Consider the following 21,663-nt stretch of genomic DNA (forward strand, 5'->3'; position numbering starts at 1 on the left):
CTGTCGCTAGCGTGATTGGACTCTGACAGAGAGTCAATTAGCCTTGTTCAGACGGTTCTTCACACCCGGAACCGGGACGGTCCGAGCCACGAGGGGGGAGGCTCGGACCGTCCGTCCCACTGGCCGGCTCAGCTCTTGCGCAGCGCGGCGTCCAGTGCCCGTTCGACATCGGCCACCAGGTCGTCCGGGCTCTCGGCGCCGACCGAGAAACGGATGAAGCCCTCCGGTACGGCGTCACCGCCCCAACGTGCCCGCCGCTCGGCGGTGGAGCGCACGCCGCCGAAGCTCGTCGCGTCGTCGACCAGCCGCAGCTCGGTGAGGAAGCGCTCGGCCCGCTCGCGGTCGGGCAGCACGAACGACACCACGGAGCCGAAGCGCCGCATCTGCCGTACGGCGTTCGGATACGAAGGATCGGTGGGCAGGCCGGGATACCGAACCCCGGTCACCTCCTCGCGCCTGCCCAGCGCCTCGGCCAGGGTCAGGGCGGTGGCGCACTGCCGGTCGAGCCGCAGCTCCAGAGTGGCCAGCGAACGGTGTGCGAGCCAGGCCTCCATCGGTCCGGGAATCGCGCCGACGACCTTGCGCCAGCGCCGCACGCCCGCTGCCAGCTCGGGATCGCGGCAGGTCACATGGCCGAGCAGGATGTCGCCGTGCCCGGTCATGCCCTTCGTGTCACTGGCCACCGAGAAGTCGGCCCCCAGTTCCAGCGGGCGCTGGCCGAGAGGCGTGGCGAGAGTGTTGTCGACGGCCACCAGGGTGCCGGCCGCGTGAGCGGCCCCGACGAGTCGGCGCACGTCGCAGACATCGAGCCCCGGGTTGGACGGGGTCTCGATCCACAGCAGCCTGGCACCCTCCAGGACCGCCAACTGGGCATCGCCGCCGGTCGGCGCGGTCCGCACCTCGACGCCGTACGCCTCCAACTGCTCGCGCACCAGCGGCAGCGCCTGGTATCCGTCGTCGGGGAGCACGACCACATCGCCCGTGCGCGCCTGGGACAGCAGAACCGCCGAGATCGCCGCCATTCCGGAGGCGAAGACGGTGGTCTCGACCTGCTCCCCCGGCGCCTCCAGCTCGCCGATGGCGCGTTCCAGATGGGTCCAGGTCGGATTGGTGTCCCGACCGTAGGTGTACGGGCCGGCCGGTTCACCGGAGAGGTGGAAATGTGCGGCGAAGACCGGCCCGGGCAGGGTGGGCTCGAACTGCTCCGGCTCGGGCAGCCCCGCCCGTACCGCCCGGGTCCCGTCACCCATGGTGCTCATACCGCTCCTTGCTTCTCCCCCGGTGTGCCACCGGTCCGACCTGCACTGTCTCAGTAGGTGTCGGGTCAGTCCTCGTCGGGCAGGACCACGTTCAGCGCCCACGACACGATCGAGATGATCAGGCCGCCGAGTACGGCGGTCCAGAAGCCATGGACATGGAAGCTGAGATCGAACAGACCGGCCAGCCAGGAGGTCAGCAGCAGCATGAGCGCGTTGACCACCAGGGTGATCAGACCCAGCGTGAGGATGAAGAGCGGGAAGGTGAGCAGTTTCACTATCGGCTTGACCACGAAGTTCACCAGGCCGAAGAGCAGGGCGACCAGGATTAGTGTGAGCGCCTTGCGCCCGGTGCCGCCGCCGTTCAGCGTGATGTCCTGGAGCAACCAGATGGCCACGGCCAGCGCACCTGCGTTGGCGATCGTCTTGACTACGAAATTCTTCATGTGTCTGATCGTGGCAGACACGATCGGTGGCTGACACCGGCAGAGCAGAGGCAAGGGGCGGACGGGCCATGAAGGCATTCAGACTGGACGAACTGGAGGCGGAGCGGGCCGCCAACAACGGCGCGTACCTGCAGTTCGTGAAGGAACGCAACATGTCCGTCGGCCTGTATGCGCTGGACGCCGGTGAACTGGACACGCAGCAGCCGCACAAGGAGGACGAGGTCTACTTCGTCGTCAGTGGCCGCGCCTCGATCACGGTCGGCATGGAAACCACGCAGGTGGGCAGAGGAAGCGTGGTGTACGTGCCCGCCGGTGTGGCCCACAAGTTCCACCACATCACCGAGGACCTGCGGGTCATGGTTGTCTTCTCCCCGCCGGAGAGCTGAGCCCGCTCCTACGGAGGGCCGGACTCCGGTCTCAGGGGTCCCTAGGGGGTCGATCAGGGGACTTCAAGGGCTGCGGAACCCCCGCCGGCCCCCTCCGCGCCTCTAGCATCGAAAGCAGGAACTCACAGAGACGAGGTAAGGACGATGGCGGTGCGGGAGATATTCGCTGGGATGCCCTGGTGGGTGAAGTGGATCGCGGTGCCGGTCATCGCGATCGTCGTGTTCGGCGGTCTGATCGCCAGCGTGGTCGGGTTCGTGATCGGCCTGCTCTTCAAGGTTCTGGTCTTCGTGATCCTGGTCGGAGGACTCGTCTTCGTCGTACGCAAGTTCATGTCGTCCTCCTCCTCGCGCGGCGACTGGTAGGAAGATCGGAAACCGGGCGGAGGATTAGCCCAGCTGAGCTAAGTACAAGACGAAACGACACTTCTGGCGGATACGGCGGATATGGTGGAAATCCGCTGCCGCCACCTGGGAATTGACTGTTCGTCACCACTCTGGCCAGTGGTTTGTACGGCGTTCGGTCTCCGGACCCCAGACATGCGGCGGTTCGTGGGGGCGGCCCCCACAGGCGGGCTGACAGTCCGTCACCATGCCTGGGGGTGACCGTTGACCACGGCATCGAGCACTGCTGTCCCGACGCTGATCGGTTCGGTACAGCGAGCGCTGAGGCTGCTGGAAGCTGTGGGCGCCCATCGAGACGGGGCGCCCGCGAAGCAGCTGGCCAGGGAAGCGGGTCTTCCCCTTCCCACCGCCTACCACCTGCTGCGCACCCTGACCCATGAGGGCTATCTGCGCCGGGAGAGCGGCGTCTTCCTCTTCGGCGCCGCCGCGGAGCGCCTGGTCGGCCGGGGAGCGCTGCGGAATCGTCGCAGCCGGATGACGGAGTCGCTGAGCCGCTGGCGCGACACCATCGGCGCACCGGTGTACTGCGCCGTCTACCGCGAGGGCGAGATCGAACTCGTCGCGGTCGCCGACGACCCCGCCACACCCGCGGTGGACGAGTGGGCATCCTTCCGGGAGACCGGCCACGCCCATGCGATCGGCCAGTGTCTGCTGAGCCGGCTCGACGAGAGGGCCCGCGAGGATCATCTGGACCGGCACCCGGTGCGGCCGCTGACCCGCTATTCGGTGCGGGACCGCGCGGCGCTTCTGGAGCGCTTGCGGTCGTTGGAACGAATGGAACCTGTCATCGAACGACAGGAGTACGCCCTGGGGACGGTCTGTGCGGCCATCCCGATCGCCGCCGGTTTCACCGCCGCAGCGATGGCGATTTCCGTACCCCTGGAGCAAGAAGATCGGTTGCTCCCCGCAGTCGAACAACTACGTTGCGAAGTGGCCAGCCTCTTGCGCTCGTTCGTGTTCTCTATCAGTATCTGAAAAATCACTCCTTGTGATCTGCTATCGCGTGCACCACGATGGCGTCAATAGGGCCACGGGGGATCATTCCTGGCCAGATTCATCTACTGCGGGGTTGAACGATGCGCGAGTCGGTTCAAGCTGAGGTCATGATGAGCTTCCTCGTTTCCGAGGAGCTCTCTTTTAGGATCCCGGTGGAGCTCCGGTACGAAGTCTGCGATCCATATGCGATCCGGATGACCTTCCATCTGCCCGGCGACGCCCCCGTCACCTGGGCATTCGGCCGTGAGCTGCTGCTCGACGGCCTCAACAGCCCCAGTGGGGACGGCGATGTGCACATCGGGCCCACGGAGCCCGAAGGGTTGTCCGATGTACACATCCGTCTCCAGGTGGGCACGGATCGCGCCCTCTTCAGGGCCGGTACGGCGCCGCTCGTGGCCTTTCTCGACCGCACCGACAAACTCGTGCCTCTCGGGCAGGAGTGCACGCTGGGTGACTTCGAGGGCAATCTGGAAGAGGCTCTGGGCCGGATCCTCACTGAGGAACAGAACGCCGGCTGAAGAGCGCGGCGCCGCAGGTCGGCCCGCCGGTCGAACACGACACCCGCCGAATGGGTGAATCGCTCTCCGTGTGGAGGCGTTCAAGCCCTCGCCCTTCGACGGCGGCCCTTCCCGGTCCGTACGGGTGCTGGAGCTACGGCTTCCGCGCCGAGCCCCGTGCGGTCCGCGGAGACGACCAGCGCGGCGAGCACGGTCGTCACCGGTACCGAGGCGACCAGTCCGATCGAGCCGACCAGCGTTCGTACGATCTCCTCCGCCACCAGTTCGCTGTTGGCCACCGTCCCCACGCTGCTCCGGGCGATCGAGAACAGCAGCAGCAGCGGCAGCGCGGCACCCGCGTAGGCCAGCACCAGCGTATTGACGACCGAGGCGATGTGATCGCGCCCGATCCTGATCCCTGCCCGGTAGAGACCCCGCGCACCCATCGTCGGGTTCGCCTGGTGCAGTTCCCAGACCGCTGATGTCTGGGTGACCGTCACATCGTCGAGCACCCCGAGCGAGCCGATGATCACACCGGCCAGCAGTAGACCGCTCATGTCGATGTGCGGGTACAGGCCGTGGATGAGGCCGGTGCTGTCATCGGTGTTGCCGGTCAGGGCGGCCCAGCCGATGAAGAGTGATCCGAGCAGCCCGATCAGCAGCAGGGAGATCAGGGTGCCGATGACGGCGACCGAGGTGCGGGCGGTCAGGCCGTGGCACATGTAGAGCGCGATCAGCATGATCGCACTGGCCCCGATCACTGCGACGAGCAGTGGATTCGAGCCCTGGAGGACGGCCGGGAGGATGAACAGGGTCAGCACGGCGAACGACACGGCGAGCGCGACCAGTGCCATCACGCCGCGCATCCTGCCCACCGCGACCACCACCAGGGCGAAGATCCCGGCCAGCAGCGTCATCGGGAACTTCCGGTTCACATCCGTCACCGAGTACTGCAGATCACGGGGGGCGTCGGGGGCGTACGCCACGACCACTCCCTGTCCCTCGCGCAACTGACGCGGTGCGTCGGGCTGGACGATCTCGAGGAAAGTCCGGCCCGTGTCATGACCGGTCGTCACTTCGACGGTGGCTTTCTCGCACAACCCCGCCCCGTTCCCCGGCGGCGTCGTGGTGTCGCCACTGGTGGGCATCTGGGCGGCGTTCACTTCCTTGCAGTCCACCTTGTCGATCCTCACCACCTTGGCCTGCTGGGTCTGCCGGTCGAAACCGACACCGGTCCGCTCGTGCGAGGGCGCACCTCCCGGCCAGAGCGCCACCAGGCCGACGACGACCGCGGTGGCGAACGGGATCAGTACGGCGGCGATGACCTTGCGCAGATGCTTGGAGACGGGCGCTGCAGGGCCGTGGCCGTGGGAATGGCCGTGCTGATGGCCCTGCGGGTCGGGGTCGTGCTGGGGGGACGTCACCGGCCGATCATCGCAAGAAGGAAAGGGCCCTCTGTTCATTCCGCCGGACAGGGCGCTAGCGTGGGGGGACCTTTGCACACGCGGGAGCTCGGAGCACCGGGCTGAGAGGGCGCTGATATCCGTACATCTGTACGGGACAGGCTGCGCCGACCGCCGAACCTGTTACCGGGTAATGCCGGCGTAGGGAGTAGGTCTCATGACCACATCGGACGCACGCACGCCTGCCTCGAACCAGAGCGACGAGGCCGGGAAGTCCATCGGCTGGCACAAGGGGTACGTCCAGGGCTCACGCCCGGACCTCCGGGTGCCGGTCCGTCAGGTGCACCTCACCAACGGCAAGGACGTGACGTTGTACGACACGTCGGGGCCGTACACCGATCCCACCACCGAGACCGATGTCCGTCGCGGTCTCGCACCGCTGCGGGAGAACTGGATCATCGCGCGCGGCGACACCGAGGAGTACCCGGGCCGCCCGGCCCGCCCCGAGGACGACGGGCTCAAGCACACCTCGCCGCGTGGCGGGCTGCGCAACCTCGACGCCGTCTTCCCCGGCCGCCCGCGGCTGCCCCGCCGCAGCCGGGACGGCCGGCCGGTCACCCAGCTCGCGTACGCCCGCCGGGGCGAGATCACTCCGGAGATGGAGTACGTGGCGATCCGGGAGGACGTCGAACCAGAGGTGGTGCGCGAAGAGATCGCCGCGGGCCGGGCCGTGCTGCCGGCCAATGTCAACCATCCCGAGACCGAGCCGATGATCATCGGCAAGCGGTTCCTGGTGAAGGTCAATGCAAACATCGGCAACTCCGCGGTGACGTCCTCCATCGAGGAGGAGGTGGAGAAGATGACATGGGCGACGCGTTGGGGCGCCGACACGGTCATGGACCTTTCCACCGGACGCAACATTCACACCACCCGTGAGTGGGTTCTGCGCAACTCCCCCGTGCCGATCGGCACCGTCCCCCTCTACCAGGCCCTCGAAAAGGTCGACGGCAGGGCCGAGGAGCTGACCTGGGAGATCTACAAGGACACTGTCATCGAGCAGGCCGAGCAGGGCGTCGACTACATGACGGTCCACGCCGGCGTGCGCCTGCTGTACGTTCCGCTGACCGCCCGCCGCAAGACCGGCATCGTCTCCCGCGGCGGCTCGATCATGGCGGCGTGGTGCCTCGCGCACCACAAGGAGTCGTTCCTGTACGAGCACTTCGAGGAGCTCTGCGAGATCCTCGCCACGTACGACGTGACGTACTCGCTGGGCGACGGGCTGCGCCCCGGGTCGATCGCCGACGCCAACGACGAGGCCCAGTTCGCCGAACTGCGCACGCTCGGTGAGCTGAACACGATCGCCAAGCGGTTCGGCGTGCAGACCATGATCGAGGGGCCGGGCCATGTCCCGATGCACAAGATCAAGGAGAACATCGACCTGCAGCAGGAGATCTGCGAGGAGGCGCCGTTCTACACGCTCGGCCCGCTGACCACCGATGTCGCTCCGGCGTACGACCACATCACCTCGGGCATCGGCGCGGCGATGATCGCCTGGTGGGGCACGGCGATGCTCTGCTGCGTCACGCCCAAGGAGCACCTGGGCCTGCCCAACCGGGACGATGTGAAGACCGGCGTCATCACGTACAAGATCGCGGCCCATGCGGCGGACCTCGCCAAGGGGCATCCGGGGGCGCAGGACTGGGACGACGCGCTCTCCGACGCCCGCTTCGAATTCCGCTGGGAGGACCAGTTCAACCTGGCTCTCGACCCGGTCACGGCAAGGGAGTTCCATGACGAGACGCTGCCGGCCGAGCCTGCGAAGACGGCGCACTTCTGCTCGATGTGCGGCCCGAAGTTCTGCTCGATGAAGATCTCCCAGGACATCCGTCGTGAACACGGCGGTTCCCAGGCCGAGATCGACGCGGGCATGGCGGAGAAGTCCAGGGAATTCGCGGCGGCGGGCAACCGCGTCTATCTGCCGATCGCGGACTGAGCCCGTCGCACGGCGCCGGGGGTGGCGAAGGTCTTCTCGCGGACTTTCGCCACCCGTCCGCCGCTCTCCGGGCGCGCGGCGGGACCGGGGCGCGGTGGCGTCGGAGAGTCGGCGAACGGGGCGGCGCAGGAGGCGACTGATCATCAGGATCGCGCTGTAGTAAGGGACTTACGGCCTGGTGCACGATAGAGGGTCGATCAGGCCGTTACCGGTGGTCGTCGATACGACCGGACCCGGTCAGTCCGGTTCGTGCTCGGGCCCGCCGAAGTCGGGGCTGGTGAAGTCCGGGCTGGTGAACGTCGGGCGTGGGCCTGCCGCCGGGCCCTCGTCCGGGCTCGTGAAGTCCGGTCTGCTGTAGCCGATCTTCGGGATGCGGTTCGCCGAGCGATGCGGTGTGCGCGACGCGCGGCCGGCCTCGGGGTCGGCGAGCGCGTCCCTGAGGAACGGCAGGATGCCGCGTTCCAGCAGCGCGTGGCGCCATGCCTCCCGGGCGCGTGCCACATCCTCCGGCAGCTCGTCCTCGGCGTCCTCGGAGGGCTGCGACGTCGAGCCGTTGCGCAGCGCGGTGATGAGCAGTCCGACGGCGGCGGCGAGGATCGCGGCGGCCATCACCGCCGCGAAGAACCAGCCCGCGGTGACCATGGTGGAGGCGAAGGACGGCGGCGGGCTGAGCAGTTTCAGCAGATAGCCGGCCAGCAGGAATATGAAGGCGGCGGTGCCGGCGAGCACAGGCGCCAGAACCGTTATGACAGCCCCTATGCCGGCGCCCGACCGGTTCTGACGGCCCGTGCCGGGACCGACACCCGAATCCTCGCCCGCTCCTTCGACCGGTCCACGCAGCTCTTGCCGGGCCTTCACATAGTGCTCGTACTCGGTGGCGGCCGTGGCCGTGATCAGCGCCGTGGCGTCCAGCGCCATGGTGCGCAACTGGACGGCATTGAGCCGCTCGCCGACCGCGGCCAGATCCGGTCGTTCATGTGCGTGGCGCAGTGCGTCGTCGAGGATCCGCTCGTACTCGGGGCGGTCCTCGGTCAGCAGGTGCGGAGCGCTTTTCATGTGCATCCCCCGATGCTCCGTTGGGCCTGAGTACCCGCTCGGGCCGGGCAGTTGGGCGGAAACGGAGGAGAGCCTGCTACTGATACGCCGATGGTAGAGCGCCCACGGCACGGGGTGACAGGGGGTTTCCGGAAATAGGCCCAGTGATCGGCGCGGTCAGGTCGTGGAAGCGTCTTCCCGGAGGAACGTCAGACATGCAGGGGCAGTTGGACGACCAGTAGCTTTCCGGCCATGGTCACTCCGCCGTCCATGGCGATGGCGAGGCCGTCCGCGTAGACGTGCGGCCCTTCGACCACGGGGCCGGAACCGTCCTCTCCGTCCTCCGAGCCGACCTCGCCGAGAAGGTACGGAATGGGGCTGTGACCATGGACGATGCGATGTCCGCCATAGGCCGACATCAGTTCCCGGACGGCCTGTGGACCCGCCTCGTCGCGGAAGGCGAACCGCTTGGTGAGCTTCCGGAACAGGTCCCAGCACTCGTCGGCGTCGTTACGCGTGAGAATGGCGTGCACGGTGTCGTTGACGTCCTCGATGTTGGTGCCGTAGTCGAGGTACGCCGTCGTGTCGGAGTGCATCAGCAGATGCCCGTCCTCCTCGACGATCGCGTCGAGCCGGGACATCCACTGGAGGTGGACATCTTGAAGCCGCTCCATGTCGTTCTTCTGGCCGCCGTTGAGCAGCCAGGCGGCCTGGAAGGTGGCGGTGCCCGCGCCGGAGTTCACCGGGGTGTCGCCGAACCGCTTGGCGCCGATGAGCAGCAGTTCGTGATTGCCCATCAGGGCCTTGCAGTAGCCGCCGGCGGCCGCTGCCTCGGCGGAGAGACGCATCACCAGGTCGATGACGCCGATGCCATCGGGGCCGCGGTCGGTGAAGTCGCCGAGGAACCAGAGCCGGGCATTGCCCGCGGACCAGTTGCCCTCGGCGTCGATGAGGCCCTGTTCGGCGAGCGCGGCGTGGAGCTCGTCCAGATAGCCGTGGACATCGCCGACGACGTACAGCGGTCCGAGCCCCGGCTCCGGGACGGGCCGGGGGTCGGGGACGGCCCGCACCTGGACGGTGTCACCGCGGTTGATCACGGGGAGATCGCGCTCGGTGGGCGTGTACCCCTCAGGCAGTTCGTCTTCCGGTACCGCGTGGCCCGGGTGCGGCGATGAAGGCGGCACCGGGGTCTGCGCATAGGGCGGTACGCGGAAGTCACGCAACGTCGCAGTCCGCACCACGGGTTCCTGACCGGCCCCCTGTGTCATCGACCCCTCCACCACCGTCGCGCCGCCGTACACCTGACGGGCCCTGCTGGTCGGGGTGGTCCGCGGTGTCGTGCGCCCATCATAGGAATGCGAATCGTGCTCTGTGACGCACCAGGGGTGGTGAATCCGGGCGCACGTCAGGTTCACCGGCCGATTGGTCCGAAATCGCCTGATCAATCCCCTGCGGGGGAGCGGGGCGCGCTGACCGTGGTGCGGGGTGGACGGCGTTGCGAGGACGTCCGGACGATGAGCTCCGTCGGTATCACCTGCTCCACCGGTCCGTCGTGATCGACGCCTTCGATGGCGTCGATCAGCAGTTGGACGACCGCCGTGCCGATTCTGCGCGGCTTGAGCGACAGGGTCGTGATGGGGGGCTCGGTCGTCGCGTACACCGTGGACTCGCTGCAGCAGACCAGCAGGAGGTCCTCGGGGACGCGCAGGCCGTATCTGCGGGCGGCCGCCAGGAGATCGGTGCCGTTGGGGTCGAAGAGCCCGTAGACGGCGTCGGGGCGGTCGGGGCGGGCCAGCAGCCGGTCGGCGGCGACCGCACCCGCGCACGGGTCGTGGGCGGGATAGGACTCGTACACCGGATCCTGGCCCACGCGCTCGCACCAGTGGAGGTAGGCGGTGGTGGAGAGCCGGGTGTACGTGTCGGTGGTGGTGCCGGTGAGCAGGCCGATGCGGCGGGCCCCGGCGGCGGCGAGATGGTCGAGGAGGTCGAGCACGGCGGCCCGGTGGTCGTTGTCGACCCATGCGGTGACCGGGAGCGTTCCGGCCGGCCGGCCGTCCGAGACGACGGGCAGACCCTGGCGTACGAGCTCCGTGACGACCGGGTCCTGGTCGGAGGGGTCGATCACGACGGTGCCGTCGAGAGCGACGTTCGACCAGACGTCGTGGCGTGAGGTGGCGGGCAGGATGACGAGGGCATAGCCGCGGGCGAGCGCGGCGGAGGTGGCGGCTCTGGCCATCTCGGCGAAGTAGGCGAACTCCGTGAAGGTGAAGGGTTCGTCCCCGTACGTCGTCACGGTCAGGCCGATGAGGCCGGACTTGCCGGTACGGAGGGTTCGGGCCGCGGCGGAAGGGCGGTAGCCCAGGCGCTCAGCGACCTCACGGACATGGCGGCGGGTGGCGTCCGGGAGCCTGCCCTTGCCGTTGAGCGCGTCGGAGACGGTCGTGATGGAGACGCCGGCGGCGGCGGCCACATCCCGGATTCCCGCTCGTCCCTGCCGACCGCCGCGCCGGGGTGTCTCCGTCCGGCTCACCTGGTGCTTCCCTGCTGCTGTCATGGCGAGCCGATAGTAGGGCTCGGACGGGCGGTTGACCCGGCTGCATATTCACTCACCGGCAGGCACGTTTTTGCATGATCATTAGACGTCAAATGCCTTGCAAACCAAGAGTGTTGGCTGGATCCACCGTTATGTGTCATGCATCGAACCCGCTGGGCCTACTAAACGGCTGATGTCTCGAAGAGGTCTCATCTCACCTCTTCGGGGGACGCGCGCCACGGCGTGAGCCACCGGCGCACGTCAAGGAGAGAAGCGCTCCCCCCGATTCCCGGTCGCACCGGACGATTGGACGCTTCGACCATTCGCAGCAGCGCCCAATCCTCATAAGGTGAGCAGTATTGATGTGTACAGACGGTCGAGGAGGACCTGCGGTGAGCGAGACGAGCCCCAAGCTGCGCGCCGAGCTGGACGGCGTCCCCGCCTATGTGCCGGGCAAGCCGGCTGCTGCCGACGGACCGGTTGCGTTCAAGCTGTCCTCCAACGAGAACCCGTATCCGCCGCTGCCCGGTGTGATGCAGTCCGCCCTCGCCGCGGCTGCGAACTTCAACCGCTACCCGGACATGGCCTGCACCGGTCTGATGAACGAGCTGGCCGACCGTTTCGGTGTGCCCGTCTCCCATCTCGCCACCGGAACCGGCTCGGTCGGTGTGGCGCAGCAGCTGCTCCAGGCCACTTCGGGGCTGGGCGACGAGGTCATCTACGCCTGGCGCTCCTTCGAGGCGTATCCGATCATCACGCAGGTCAGCGGTGCGACCTCGGTGAAGGTTCCGCTGACCGACGGTGAGGTGCACGACCTCGACGCGATGGCGGACGCGATCACGGACCGCACCCGGATGATCTTCGTCTGCAATCCGAACAACCCGACCGGCACGGTGGTGCGCCGTGCCGAGCTGGAGCGGTTCCTGGACCGGGTGCCGAGCGATGTCCTGGTGGTGCTCGACGAGGCGTACAAGGAGTTCATCCGCGACGTCGAGGTGCCGGACGGCATCGAGATCTACCGGGACCGGCCCAATGTGGCGGTGCTGCGGACGTTCTCCAAGGCCTACGGCCTGGCAGGTCTGCGGGTCGGCTTCGCCGTCGCCCATGAGCCGGTGGCGGCGGCCCTGCGCAAGACGGCGGTGCCCTTCGGGGTCAGCCAGCTCGCGCAGGACGCGGCGGTGGCCTCGCTGCGCGCCGAGGACGAACTCCTGGGGCGGGTCGGCTCTCTGGTGTGCGAGCGCGACCGGGTGCAGCGGACGCTGGCGGAGCAGGGCTGGACGGTGCCGGAGTCCCAGGCGAACTTCGTCTGGCTGCGGCTCGGGGACCGTACCGCCGACTTCGCCGCGGTGTGCGAGCGGGCCGGTGTGGTGGTCAGGCCGTTCGCGGGCGAGGGCGTGCGGGTCTCGATCGGGGAGGACGAGGCGAACGATCTGTTCCTGAAGGTGACGGAGTCGTACCGCAAGGACCTGTAGAGCGGCGCGCGGCCACCCGCGCGCATGCGAGGCCCCGGGCCCCGTACCTCGTTCGCCGAGGTGCGGGGCCTTCGTGTTCGAGGCCGCGGGCGGAGTCCGGACCGCGGCGGTCCGGGGGTGTCTGCTTCGGAGTGTCTGCTTCGGGGGGATTGATCGGAACATCCCAAGAGGGGTACCCCGCCCGAACGTCCCGAAAGTCCGTGCGCCATAATTGCTTGTGAATGTGAACGCGTTCACAAGCCTGTCCTGTTTCATCCCGTGATTAGTCGGATTTAAAGGGCAAATTGCCGGTGCGACTACGGCGACGTAAGGAGAAGACGACGTGGAGCTAGCTCTGGCGCCGGAAACCCTGGCGCGATGGCAGTTCGGTATCACCACCGTCTACCACTTCCTGTTCGTCCCCCTGACGATCTCTCTCGCCGCGCTCACCGCCGGCCTGCAGACCGCCTGGGTGCGTACGAACAAGGAGAAGTACCTCAGAGCGACGAAGTTCTGGGGCAAGCTTTTCCTGATCAACATCGCCATGGGCGTCGTCACCGGCATCGTCCAGGAGTTCCAGTTCGGCATGAACTGGTCCGACTACTCGCGGTTCGTCGGTGACATCTTCGGTGCCCCGCTCGCGTTCGAGGCGCTGATCGCCTTCTTCTTCGAGTCCACCTTCATCGGGCTGTGGATCTTCGGCTGGGACAAGCTCCCGAAGAAGATCCATCTCGCCTGCATCTGGATGGTCTCCATCGGCACCATCCTGTCCGCGTACTTCATCCTGGCGGCCAACTCCTGGATGCAGCACCCGGTGGGTTACCGGATCAACAAGGAACGCGGCCGGGCCGAGCTGACCGACTTCTGGCATGTGCTCACCCAGAGCACCGCGCTCGCCCAGTTCTTCCACACCATCACCGCCGCCTTCCTGGTCGGAGGTGCGTTCATGGTCGGTATCGCCGCCTTCCACCTGGCGCGCAAGAAGCACATCCCGGTGATGCGGACCTCGCTGCGGCTCGGCCTGGTCACCGTGGTGATCGCCGGGCTCCTCACCGCCATCAGCGGTGACCAACTGGGCAAGGTCATGTTCAAGCAGCAGCCGATGAAGATGGCCGCTGCCGAGGCGCTCTGGGAGGGTCAGGACGCGGCGCCCTTCTCGATCTTCGCGGTCGGCGACGTGGCCAAGGGCCACAACACCGTGGAGATCTCCATCCCGGGGATACTGTCCTTCCTCGCGGACGACAGCTTCACCTCGCACGTCCCCGGCATCAACGACATCAACAAGGCCGAGCAGGAGAAGTTCGGTCCCGGCGACTACCGGCCCAACATCCCGGTCGCTTTCTGGAGCTTCCGCTGGATGATCGGCTTCGGGATGGCGTCCTTCGCCCTCGGCCTCCTCGGACTGTGGCTGACGCGGAAGAAGTTCATGCTGCCGCCGGGGATGCGGACCGGCGAGGACGAAGTGCCCCACCTGGTCCTCTTCAAGAACAAGGCTCTCAGCCCCAAGCTCGCCAAGTGCTACTGGATCGTCGCGCTCTGGACGCTGCTCTTCCCGCTGATCGCCAACTCCTGGGGCTGGATCTTCACCGAGATGGGCCGTCAGCCCTGGGTCGTCTATGGAGTGTTCCAGACCCGCGACGCGGTCTCCCCCGGCGTCTCGCAGGGCGAGGTGCTCACCTCGATGATCGGCTTCACCCTGCTCTACGCCGCGCTCGCGGTGATCGAGGTCAAGCTGCTCGTGAAGTACATCAAGGCCGGACCGCCGGAACTCACGGAGGCCGACCTCAACCCGCCCACCAAGATCGGCGGCGACGACCATGACGACGCCGACCGGCCGATGGCCTTCTCCTACTGAGAGCAGAGGAGCTGAGAGATGGAACTCCACGACGTCTGGTTCGTACTCATCGCCGTCCTCTGGACCGGCTACTTCTTCCTGGAGGGATTCGACTTCGGAATCGGTGTCCTCACCAAGCTGCTGGCCCGCGACCGCAAGGAGCGGCGGGTTCTGATCAATACGATCGGCCCCGTCTGGGACGGCAACGAAGTGTGGCTGCTCAGCGCGGGCGGTGCGACCTTCGCCGCCTTCCCCGAGTGGTACGCCACCCTGTTCTCCGGCTTCTACCTGCCGCTGCTGATCATCCTGGTCTGTCTGATCGTGCGGGGCGTCGCCTTCGAGTACCGGGCGAAGCGGCCCGAGGACAAGTGGCAGACCAACTGGGAACACGCGATCTTCTGGACCTCGCTGATCCCGGCGCTCCTCTGGGGCGTGGCCTTCGGGAACATCGTGCGCGGCGTGAAGATCAACGCCGACATGGAGTACGTGGGCAACTTCTGGGACCTGCTCAACCCGTACGCCATCCTCGGCGGACTGGTCACGCTCACCCTCTTCACCTTCCACGGTGCCGTGTTCGCGGGACTCAAGACGGTCGGGGACATCCGGGAGCGGTCGCGCAAGCTGGCGCTGAAGCTGGGGCCCGTCACCGCGGTGCTCGCCCTCGGCTTCATGATCTGGACCCAGCGCGACAACGGCGACGGCTGGAGCCTGCTGGCGATGGGCATCGCCGCGGTGGCACTGGTCGCCGCGATCGGTGCGATCGCTGCGGGACGCGAGGGTTGGGCGTTCGCGTTCTCCGGCGTGACCGTCGCGGCCGCCGTGGCCATGCTCTTCCTGACGCTCTTCCCGAACGTCATGCCGTCCTCGCTGAACGACGCCTGGAACCTCACGGTCACCAACGCCTCGTCCACCCCGTACACGCTGAAGATCATGACCTGGTGTGCGGGGATCGCCACCCCGGTCGTCCTGCTCTACCAGGGCTGGACGTACTGGGTGTTCCGCAAGCGCATCGGTACGCAGCACATCGCCGAAGCGCACTGAGCACAACTGGTCCGCCGACCGAGCCCACTGGGAGCTGTTTCACGTGAAACCGATCGACCCGCGCCTGCTCCGCCACGCCCGAGCGACCCGCCTCTTTCTGGCAGCCCTGGTGGCACTCGGAGTTGTCGGTGCGGCGCTGGTCATCGCCCAGGCCATGCTCGTCGCCGAAGTGGTGGTGGGCGGGTTCGAGGACGGACTGACCGTCTCGGGGCTACGGACCCCGTTGATTCTGCTCGCCGCGGTGGCACTCGGCCGGGGGCTGGTCTCGTGGCTGACCGAACTGGCCGCGTACCGGGCCGGCGCGGCGATCAAGTCCGAACTCCGCGGTCGGCTGCTGGAGCGGGCGGCCGCGCTCGGCCCCGGCTGGCTGAGCGGGCAGCGCACGGGCTCCCTGGTGGCGCTCGCCACCAGGGGGGTCGACGCGCTCGACGACTATTTCGCGCGCTATCTGCCCCAGCTCGGTCTCGCGGTGGTCGTGCCGGTGGCGGTCCTGGCCAGGATCGTCACCGAGGACTGGGTCTCGGCGGCGATCATCGTGGTCACGCTGCCGCTCATCCCGCTCTTCATGATCCTTATCGGCTGGGCCACCCAGTCACGGATGGACCGCCAGTGGCGGCTGCTGTCCCGGCTCTCCGGACACTTCCTCGACGTGGTCGCAGGACTGCCGACACTGAAGGTATTCGGCCGTGCCAAGGCGCAGGCCGAATCCATCCGCGCCATTACCTCTCAGTACCGCCGGGCCACCCTGCGGACCCTGCGGATCGCGTTCCTGTCGTCCTTCGCCCTGGAGCTGTTGGCGACCCTGTCGGTGGCTCTCGTCGCCGTCACCATCGGTATGCGGCTCGTGCACGGTGAACTCGACCTCTACACGGGCCTGGTGGTGCTGATCCTGGCACCCGACGCCTATCTGCCGATCCGGCAGGTCGGAGCGCAGTACCACGCGGCCGCCGAGGGTCTCTCGGCCGCGGAGGAGATCTTCTCGGTCCTGGAGACCGAACCCCGGCCCGGCGGCACCGCGGGCATCCCGACGTCGCTGCGGCTGGAGCTGGAGGGGGTGACCGTACGGCACGAGGGCCGTACCGAACCTTCTCTGGACGGGGCCTCATTGGTGGTGGACGAGGGGGAGACCGTCGCCCTGGTCGGCCCGAGCGGCGTCGGGAAGTCCACCCTGCTCGATGTGGTTCTGGGATTCACGGCGCCCGACGAGGGGCGGGCGCGGGTCGGTGGCATCGATCTGGCGACGCTGGCGCCCGAGCGCTGGCGGGAGCGGATCGCCTGGGTGCCGCAGCGTCCCTATCTCTTCGCGGGCACGATCGCGGAGAACGTACGGCTGGCGCGGCCGGACGCGGACGACGACGCGGTGACCGAGGCGCTGCGCGACGCGGGCGCGTACGACTTCGTCGCGGAACTGCCGGACGGTGCCCGGACACTCCTCGGTGAGGACGGTGCGGGTCTCTCCGCCGGTCAGCGTCAGCGGCTCGCGCTCGCGCGGGCCTTCCTCGCCGACCGGCCGCTGCTGCTGCTCGACGAGCCGACCGCGAGCCTGGACGGCGAGACGGAAGCGGGAATCGTCGAGGCGGTACGGAGACTGGCGGCGGGGCGGACCGTGCTGCTGGTCGTGCACCGCCCGGCGCTGCTCTCGGTGGCCGACCGGGTGGTGACGCTGGAACCGGGCGTGACCCGTCGCCCGGAGAAGCCCGAGCCATCCGTCGCGATGCCACGGCCCACGGGCGCAGCCGCCGACGGAAGCGACGCGCCGTCGGACCGCGAGGCGCTGCGGGAGACCGCGGCCCGCTCCGGGCAGGTCCTCGCCCGGGTCAGGGAGGCCGCCGGGGCGCAGCGCGGACGGCTGGCACTCGCGCTGCTGCTGGGAAGCCTCGCCCTGGGTTCGGCCGTCGGGCTCATGGCCGTCTCCGGCTGGCTGATCTCCCGCGCCTCCGAACAGCCCCCGGTGCTCTATCTGATGGTCGCCGTGACCGCGACCCGTGCCTTCGGTCTCGGACGGGCCGTCTTCCGCTACGCCGAGCGTCTGGTGTCGCACGACGCGGTGCTCACGATGCTCGCCGAGCTGCGCGTCGCGGTCTACCGGGGCCTGGAGCGCGTCGCCCCGGCGGGTCTGCGCCGGACCCGGCGCGGTGACCTGCTCTCCCGGCTCGTCGCCGATGTCGACGCCCTCCAGGACTACTGGTTGCGCTGGTTGCTGCCCGCCGGGACCGCCGTCGTGGTGGGAGCGGCGACCGCCGGATTCATCGGCTGGCTGCTGCCTGCGGCGGGCGTGGTGCTGGCCGCCGGACTGCTGCTGGCCGGAGTGGGAGTGCCGTTGGTCAGCGGGGCCTGCTCCCGCCGCGCGGAACGTCGGCTGGCCCCCGCGCGTGCCGACCTGGCCGTCCGGATCACCGATCTGCTCGGCGGGACCGCCGAACTGACCGTTGCGGGGACCCTGTCCGACCGCCGGGCGCGTGCCCGGGAGGCCGACGGAGTCCTGACCCGTATCGCCGCCCGCGCGGCGACCTCCACCGCGCTCGGCGGTGGTCTCATCGCTCTGATCGGCGGCCTCACCGTCGTCGTCACGGCACTCGTCGCCCTCCCGGCCGTGCACGACGGGCGACTCGCCGGCGTGGAGCTCGCGGTGGTGGTGCTCACGCCGCTGGCCGCCTTCGAGGCCGTGACCGGTCTGCCCCTCGCCGTCCAGTACCGGCAGCGGGTCAAGCGCAGTGCGGAGCGGGTGTACGAGGTGCTGGACACCCCGCTGCCGGTGAGCGAACCGGACAGCCCGGCAGCGGCACCGGGATCGCCCTTCCCGCTGGAGGTGCGGGGGCTGTCGGCCCGGTACGCGGGCGCGGAGCGGGATGCCCTGGACTCCGTCGACCTGAGGCTGACCGCGGGCCGCCGGATCGCCGTCGTCGGCCCGTCCGGCTCCGGGAAGACGACGCTCGCGCAGGTCCTTCTCCGGTTCCTGGACGCGCGAGCGGGCACGTACCGGATCGGCGGGGTCGAGGCCGCCTCGCTGGAGGGGGATACGGTCCGGCGGTTCGTCGGGCTGTGCGCCCAGGACGCCCACATCTTCGACAGTTCCATCCGGGAGAACCTGCGGCTGGCCCGCACCGATGCGACGGACGAGGAACTGCGGGCCGCTCTCGACCGGGCACGGCTGCTCGACTGGGCCGAGGCGCTGCCGGACGGGCTCGACACCCTCGTCGGTGAACACGGAGCACGCCTCTCCGGCGGCCAGCGACAGCGCCTCGCGCTGGCCCGGGCGATCCTCGCCGACTTCCCCGTACTGGTTCTGGACGAGCCCGCGGAGCACCTCGACCTGGCGACGGCGGATGCCCTGACGGCGGACCTGCTGGCCGCCACCCAGGGACGTACGACGGTGCTGATCACCCACCGCCTGCAAGGACTCGAAGCCGTCGACGAGGTGGTGGTGCTGAATGCCGGCCGGATCGTGCAGCGCGGTCCGTACGCCGATCTTGCCGCCGGGGAGGGCCCGTTGCGCCGGATGCTGGAGCGTGAGCGGGAGACCGTACGGGAGGCCGGGACAGCCGTGGGCGTACCGGCGTGAGCCGGACGGAACAATAGCCAACTTTCCTCACCAATAGGGACTAACTAGTCTCGGGGTATGCCAGAGCAGGACCCGAAGGACTCACTCGAAGCCGCGACGCGGGCGACCCGCAGCCTGCAGGGCCTGTCCACCGAACTCACCGCTCGGGTGCCGCAGCTGCTGGAGGCCATGCGCTCCGTCGGTACGGGCCTCGAACTGCACTCCACCCTCGACCGGATCTGCGAGACCGCGGCCGAACTCGCCCATTGCCGCTATGCCGCCATCGGCGTCGTCGACGAGGAGGGTGCGGGGCTCTCCGATTTCGTCACGTACGGAGTGCCGGACGCAGTGGCGCGCGAGATCGGGCGCCGCCCCGACGGACACCGGGGGTTGCTCGGAGCGCTGATCCACGATCCGGGTCCGGTGAGGCTCGCCGATCTCACGGCCGATCCGAGGTTCGCCGGATTCCCGCCCGGCCACCCGCCGATGCGGACCTTCCTCGGCGTTCCGATCCGCGTACAGGGAGAGATCTTCGGAAATCTCTATCTGGCCGAGAAGGACGACGGAGGCGAGTTCAACGACTACGACCTGCACATGGTGCGGGTGCTCGCCACGGAGGCCGGGATCGCCATCGGCAACGCCCGGCTGTACGAGGCGGCACGTCAGCGCGAGCGCTGGATCGACGGTTCGGTGGCCGTGACCACCGCCCTTCTCTCCGGCGGCGACGCCGATGACGCGCTCTCCGTCGTCGCCGAACAGGCCCGTCATCTCGCCGCGTCCGCCGCCGGGATCGTGCTGCTGCCGGCGGAGGGAGGCGGTCTGGAGATCGTCGCGGTCTCCGCGGACGACAACGCATCCGCCCCGCTGGGGGTGATCATCGGGCCGGAGAGCCCGGTGGTGGCGAAGCTGCTGGGCGGAGACGCGGTCTTCGTGGACGACTCGGCCACCGATTCCCGCATGGTCACCAAGCTGGCCCACCATTTCGGCCCCAGCATGCTGCTGCCGCTGCACAGCGGTGGACGGGTGCTGGGCGCGCTCGCCACCCCTCGCGCCCGGGGCGACAGGCCGTTCACCGAGACGGAACGGACCCTCGCCACCCAGTTCGCCTCGCAGGCCGCACTGGCGCTGATGATGGCCGAGGCCCAGCGGGACCGGGAACGGCTCGCCGTCTACGAGGACCGTGACCGGATCGCCCGCGATCTGCACGACTTGGTCATCCAGCGGCTGTTCGCCACCGGAATGATGCTGGAGAGCGCCCAGCGCAGGTCGGACGTGCCCGAGGTGCAGACCGGTGTCGGCCGGGCGGTCGACGAACTGGACGTGACCATCCAGGAGATCCGTACCGCGATCTTCGCGCTGCAGCAGGAACCCGCGGAGGCACCGTCCGGGCTGCGCACCCGTGTCCTGCGCGAGATCAATATGGCGGCGGTCCCGCTGGGCTTCAAGCCCTCGCACCGCTTCCTCGGCCCGGTCGACTCGCTGGTGGGTGAACTGACCGGGAAGAACCTGATCGCCGCGCTGCGGGAGGCGCTGTCCAATGCCTTCCGGCATGCCGAGGCCTCGTCGATCGACGTGGTCGTCGACGCGACCGTCGCGCTGCCCGACGGGAGGGACGCGGTGCGGCTGTCGGTCGCCGACGACGGGATGGGCATCCCGGAGGGCGGCCGGCGCAGTGGGCTGCGGAACCTGGCACGGCGGGCGGAGTCGCTGGGGGGTGCGAGCTGGTTCGGGCCCGGCATCAGGGAGGACGGGGGCGGCACGACGGTGGTGTGGGAGGCGCCGATCTGAGCCGGTGGCGGGGTGCTCGGGGTCCGGCTTCGCGGGGGCGCGGCCGCACGGCGTCATCCGGCCGAGGAGGCCGAGCACGTTGTGCGGGGTGAAGGCGGCTGGGCGGCGCCGGAGGCGGACCCCGCCTGCCGCGTCGCGGGCAGGCGCAGGTCCCAGCTGCCGTGTCGGGCATCCGGCGTCGGGCGCAGGCCTTTCAGCTTGCCGTGTCGCGCATCCGGCGTTCGGCGAGGATCTGTTCGATGACGACCGCGACGCCGTCGTCGCCGTTGGTGGCGGTCCGGCCCGAGGCGGCGGCGAGTGCGGCCGGGTGGGCGTTGCCCATCGCGTACGAGGTGCCCGCCCAGCTGAGCATCTCCACGTCGTTGGGCATGTCACCGAAGGCGACGACCTCGGCGGGCGAGATGCCGCGCTCGGCGCAGCAGAGCGCCAGGGTGCTGGCCTTGGAGACTCCGGGGCCGCTGACTTCCAGCAGGGCCGTGGGGCTGGACCGGGTGAAGGAGGCGCGGTCGCCGGCCGCTGCGCGGGCCAGGGAGAGGAAGTCGTCCGGGGACAGTTCGTCGTGGTGGGCGAGGAGCTTCAGCACGGGAGCGCCGCTGCCGGGCGTCTCCTCGCTGAGCAGTTTCTCGGCGACGGCGACGGTGGCGCCGGGGTCCAGGTGGAAGGGCGGGTAGGCCGGTTCGTAGTGGATGCCCGTGGTCAGTTCGACAGCGAAGGAGGTACCGGGTGCGGCGGCGCGCAGGGTGTGCACGACGTCCAGGGCGATGTCCCGCAGCAGCGGTCGGACCTTGACCAGCTTGCCGTCCGCGTGCAGATCGGCGACAGCGGCGCCGTTCGCGCAGATCGCCAGGCCGTGGCCGTGGACGTGGTCGCTGACGACATCCATCCAGCGGGCCGGGCGTCCGGTGACGAAGAAGACCTCGATACCGGCCTCCTCGGCGGCGGCGAGCGCGGCGATCGTACGGGCCGAGACGGTCTTGTCGTCACGCAGAAGGGTGCCGTCCAGGTCGGTGGCGATCAGCCGGGGAGCGGCAGGCGATGGCGAGTCGGTAGCTGAGGTCACA

At 68.8% G+C, this 21,663-nt stretch carries 17 protein-coding genes and 1 riboswitch; of the genes, 10 read left to right on the forward strand and 7 right to left on the reverse strand.

Annotated features, from left to right (window positions below; translation table 11 throughout):
- Positions 1 to 128: 128 nt before the first annotated feature.
- Complete coding sequence (locus tag ACIOHC_RS06590) at positions 129 to 1,259, reverse strand: cystathionine gamma-lyase (RefSeq protein ID WP_351076309.1); 1,131 nt, start codon at positions 1,257 to 1,259, stop codon at positions 129 to 131.
- Positions 1,260 to 1,324: 65 nt separating this feature from the next.
- Positions 1,325 to 1,702: a phage holin family protein gene (locus ACIOHC_RS06595; protein ID WP_351076307.1), complete on the reverse strand. Its 378-nt coding sequence runs from the start codon at positions 1,700 to 1,702 to the stop codon at positions 1,325 to 1,327.
- A 68-nt stretch (positions 1,703 to 1,770) separates the two neighbouring features.
- Here ACIOHC_RS06595 and ACIOHC_RS06600 point away from each other — a divergent pair, with 68 nt between their 5' ends.
- The 4 genes from ACIOHC_RS06600 to ACIOHC_RS06615 all read left to right on the forward strand — a co-directional run bounded on the left by ACIOHC_RS06600 (position 1,771) and on the right by ACIOHC_RS06615 (position 4,004).
- Entirely contained in the window at positions 1,771 to 2,088 is a 318-nt protein-coding gene (locus ACIOHC_RS06600; protein WP_351076305.1) for a cupin domain-containing protein, read from the forward strand.
- A gap of 150 nt (positions 2,089 to 2,238) precedes the next feature.
- Positions 2,239 to 2,451: a DUF5326 family protein gene (locus ACIOHC_RS06605; protein ID WP_114249160.1), complete on the forward strand. Its 213-nt coding sequence runs from the start codon at positions 2,239 to 2,241 to the stop codon at positions 2,449 to 2,451.
- Between the two features lie 243 nt (positions 2,452 to 2,694).
- Positions 2,695 to 3,465: a helix-turn-helix domain-containing protein gene (locus ACIOHC_RS06610; RefSeq protein WP_351076302.1), complete on the forward strand. Its 771-nt coding sequence runs from the start codon at positions 2,695 to 2,697 to the stop codon at positions 3,463 to 3,465.
- 101 nt (positions 3,466 to 3,566) lie between these two features.
- Complete coding sequence (locus ACIOHC_RS06615) at positions 3,567 to 4,004, forward strand: SsgA family sporulation/cell division regulator (RefSeq protein WP_351076299.1); 438 nt, start codon at positions 3,567 to 3,569, stop codon at positions 4,002 to 4,004.
- Between the two features lie 80 nt (positions 4,005 to 4,084).
- Here ACIOHC_RS06615 and ACIOHC_RS06620 read toward each other — a convergent pair whose 3' ends face one another.
- Entirely contained in the window at positions 4,085 to 5,407 is a 1,323-nt protein-coding gene (locus tag ACIOHC_RS06620) for a YibE/F family protein (RefSeq protein ID WP_351076296.1), read from the reverse strand.
- A 70-nt stretch (positions 5,408 to 5,477) separates the two neighbouring features.
- Positions 5,478 to 5,611: riboswitch (TPP riboswitch) on the forward strand.
- Between ACIOHC_RS06620 and thiC the strand changes: the two genes are divergently transcribed.
- Complete coding sequence (gene thiC / locus ACIOHC_RS06625) at positions 5,604 to 7,379, forward strand: phosphomethylpyrimidine synthase ThiC (protein ID WP_389636010.1); 1,776 nt, start codon at positions 5,604 to 5,606, stop codon at positions 7,377 to 7,379. Its footprint overlaps the riboswitch before it by 8 nt.
- A gap of 237 nt (positions 7,380 to 7,616) precedes the next feature.
- Here thiC and ACIOHC_RS06630 read toward each other — a convergent pair whose 3' ends face one another.
- From ACIOHC_RS06630 to ACIOHC_RS06640, 3 genes are all read right to left on the reverse strand, one after another.
- Positions 7,617 to 8,441, reverse strand: a complete 825-nt coding sequence (locus tag ACIOHC_RS06630; RefSeq protein WP_351076286.1) for a hypothetical protein — start codon at positions 8,439 to 8,441, stop codon at positions 7,617 to 7,619.
- A gap of 182 nt (positions 8,442 to 8,623) precedes the next feature.
- On the reverse strand, positions 8,624 to 9,682 hold the full coding sequence (locus ACIOHC_RS06635; RefSeq protein ID WP_351076283.1) for a metallophosphoesterase: 1,059 nt from the start codon (positions 9,680 to 9,682) through the stop codon (positions 8,624 to 8,626).
- A 173-nt stretch (positions 9,683 to 9,855) separates the two neighbouring features.
- A complete protein-coding gene (locus tag ACIOHC_RS06640) occupies positions 9,856 to 10,968 on the reverse strand; it encodes a LacI family DNA-binding transcriptional regulator (protein WP_351076280.1) in 1,113 nt (370 codons plus the stop codon).
- A 371-nt stretch (positions 10,969 to 11,339) separates the two neighbouring features.
- Here ACIOHC_RS06640 and hisC point away from each other — a divergent pair, with 371 nt between their 5' ends.
- The 5 genes from hisC (at position 11,340) to ACIOHC_RS06665 (ending at position 20,602) form a co-directional block, all read left to right on the forward strand.
- Positions 11,340 to 12,419: a histidinol-phosphate transaminase gene (gene hisC / locus ACIOHC_RS06645; protein ID WP_401841702.1), complete on the forward strand. Its 1,080-nt coding sequence runs from the start codon at positions 11,340 to 11,342 to the stop codon at positions 12,417 to 12,419.
- 322 nt (positions 12,420 to 12,741) lie between these two features.
- On the forward strand, positions 12,742 to 14,253 hold the full coding sequence (locus ACIOHC_RS06650; protein WP_401841705.1) for a cytochrome ubiquinol oxidase subunit I: 1,512 nt from the start codon (positions 12,742 to 12,744) through the stop codon (positions 14,251 to 14,253).
- Positions 14,254 to 14,271: 18 nt separating this feature from the next.
- Positions 14,272 to 15,273: a cytochrome d ubiquinol oxidase subunit II gene (gene cydB / locus ACIOHC_RS06655; protein ID WP_351076273.1), complete on the forward strand. Its 1,002-nt coding sequence runs from the start codon at positions 14,272 to 14,274 to the stop codon at positions 15,271 to 15,273.
- A gap of 43 nt (positions 15,274 to 15,316) precedes the next feature.
- On the forward strand, positions 15,317 to 18,835 hold the full coding sequence (cydD, locus tag ACIOHC_RS06660) for a thiol reductant ABC exporter subunit CydD (protein WP_401841707.1): 3,519 nt from the start codon (positions 15,317 to 15,319) through the stop codon (positions 18,833 to 18,835).
- A 57-nt stretch (positions 18,836 to 18,892) separates the two neighbouring features.
- Entirely contained in the window at positions 18,893 to 20,602 is a 1,710-nt protein-coding gene (locus ACIOHC_RS06665) for a GAF domain-containing protein (protein ID WP_351076267.1), read from the forward strand.
- 193 nt (positions 20,603 to 20,795) lie between these two features.
- Here the strand turns inward: ACIOHC_RS06665 and ACIOHC_RS06670 are convergent, their stop codons facing one another.
- The gene (locus ACIOHC_RS06670) at positions 20,796 to 21,662 is read right to left on the reverse strand and encodes a Cof-type HAD-IIB family hydrolase (protein WP_401841710.1); all 867 of its coding nucleotides are present in this window, start codon (positions 21,660 to 21,662) and stop codon (positions 20,796 to 20,798) included.
- Between the last annotated feature and the right edge of the window lies 1 nt (position 21,663).

Source organism: Streptomyces sp. NPDC088252, assembly GCF_044740965.1.
GTDB lineage: Bacteria > Actinomycetota > Actinomycetes > Streptomycetales > Streptomycetaceae > Streptomyces.

Excerpts from the sequence above, each read along its gene's own strand:
- ACIOHC_RS06590 (WP_351076309.1), bottom strand. The coding sequence starts at position 1,259 with ATGAGCACCATGGGTGACGGGACCCGGGCGGTACGGGCGGGGCTGCCC.
- ACIOHC_RS06595 (WP_351076307.1), bottom strand. The coding sequence starts at position 1,702 with ATGAAGAATTTCGTAGTCAAGACGATCGCCAACGCAGGTGCGCTGGCC.
- ACIOHC_RS06600 (WP_351076305.1), top strand. The coding sequence starts at position 1,771 with ATGAAGGCATTCAGACTGGACGAACTGGAGGCGGAGCGGGCCGCCAAC.
- ACIOHC_RS06615 (WP_351076299.1), top strand. The coding sequence starts at position 3,567 with ATGCGCGAGTCGGTTCAAGCTGAGGTCATGATGAGCTTCCTCGTTTCC.
- thiC (WP_389636010.1), top strand. The coding sequence starts at position 5,604 with ATGACCACATCGGACGCACGCACGCCTGCCTCGAACCAGAGCGACGAG.
- ACIOHC_RS06630 (WP_351076286.1), bottom strand. The coding sequence starts at position 8,441 with ATGCACATGAAAAGCGCTCCGCACCTGCTGACCGAGGACCGCCCCGAG.
- ACIOHC_RS06635 (WP_351076283.1), bottom strand. The coding sequence starts at position 9,682 with ATGACACAGGGGGCCGGTCAGGAACCCGTGGTGCGGACTGCGACGTTG.
- ACIOHC_RS06640 (WP_351076280.1), bottom strand. The coding sequence starts at position 10,968 with ATGACAGCAGCAGGGAAGCACCAGGTGAGCCGGACGGAGACACCCCGG.
- cydB (WP_351076273.1), top strand. The coding sequence starts at position 14,272 with ATGGAACTCCACGACGTCTGGTTCGTACTCATCGCCGTCCTCTGGACC.
- ACIOHC_RS06665 (WP_351076267.1), top strand. The coding sequence starts at position 18,893 with ATGCCAGAGCAGGACCCGAAGGACTCACTCGAAGCCGCGACGCGGGCG.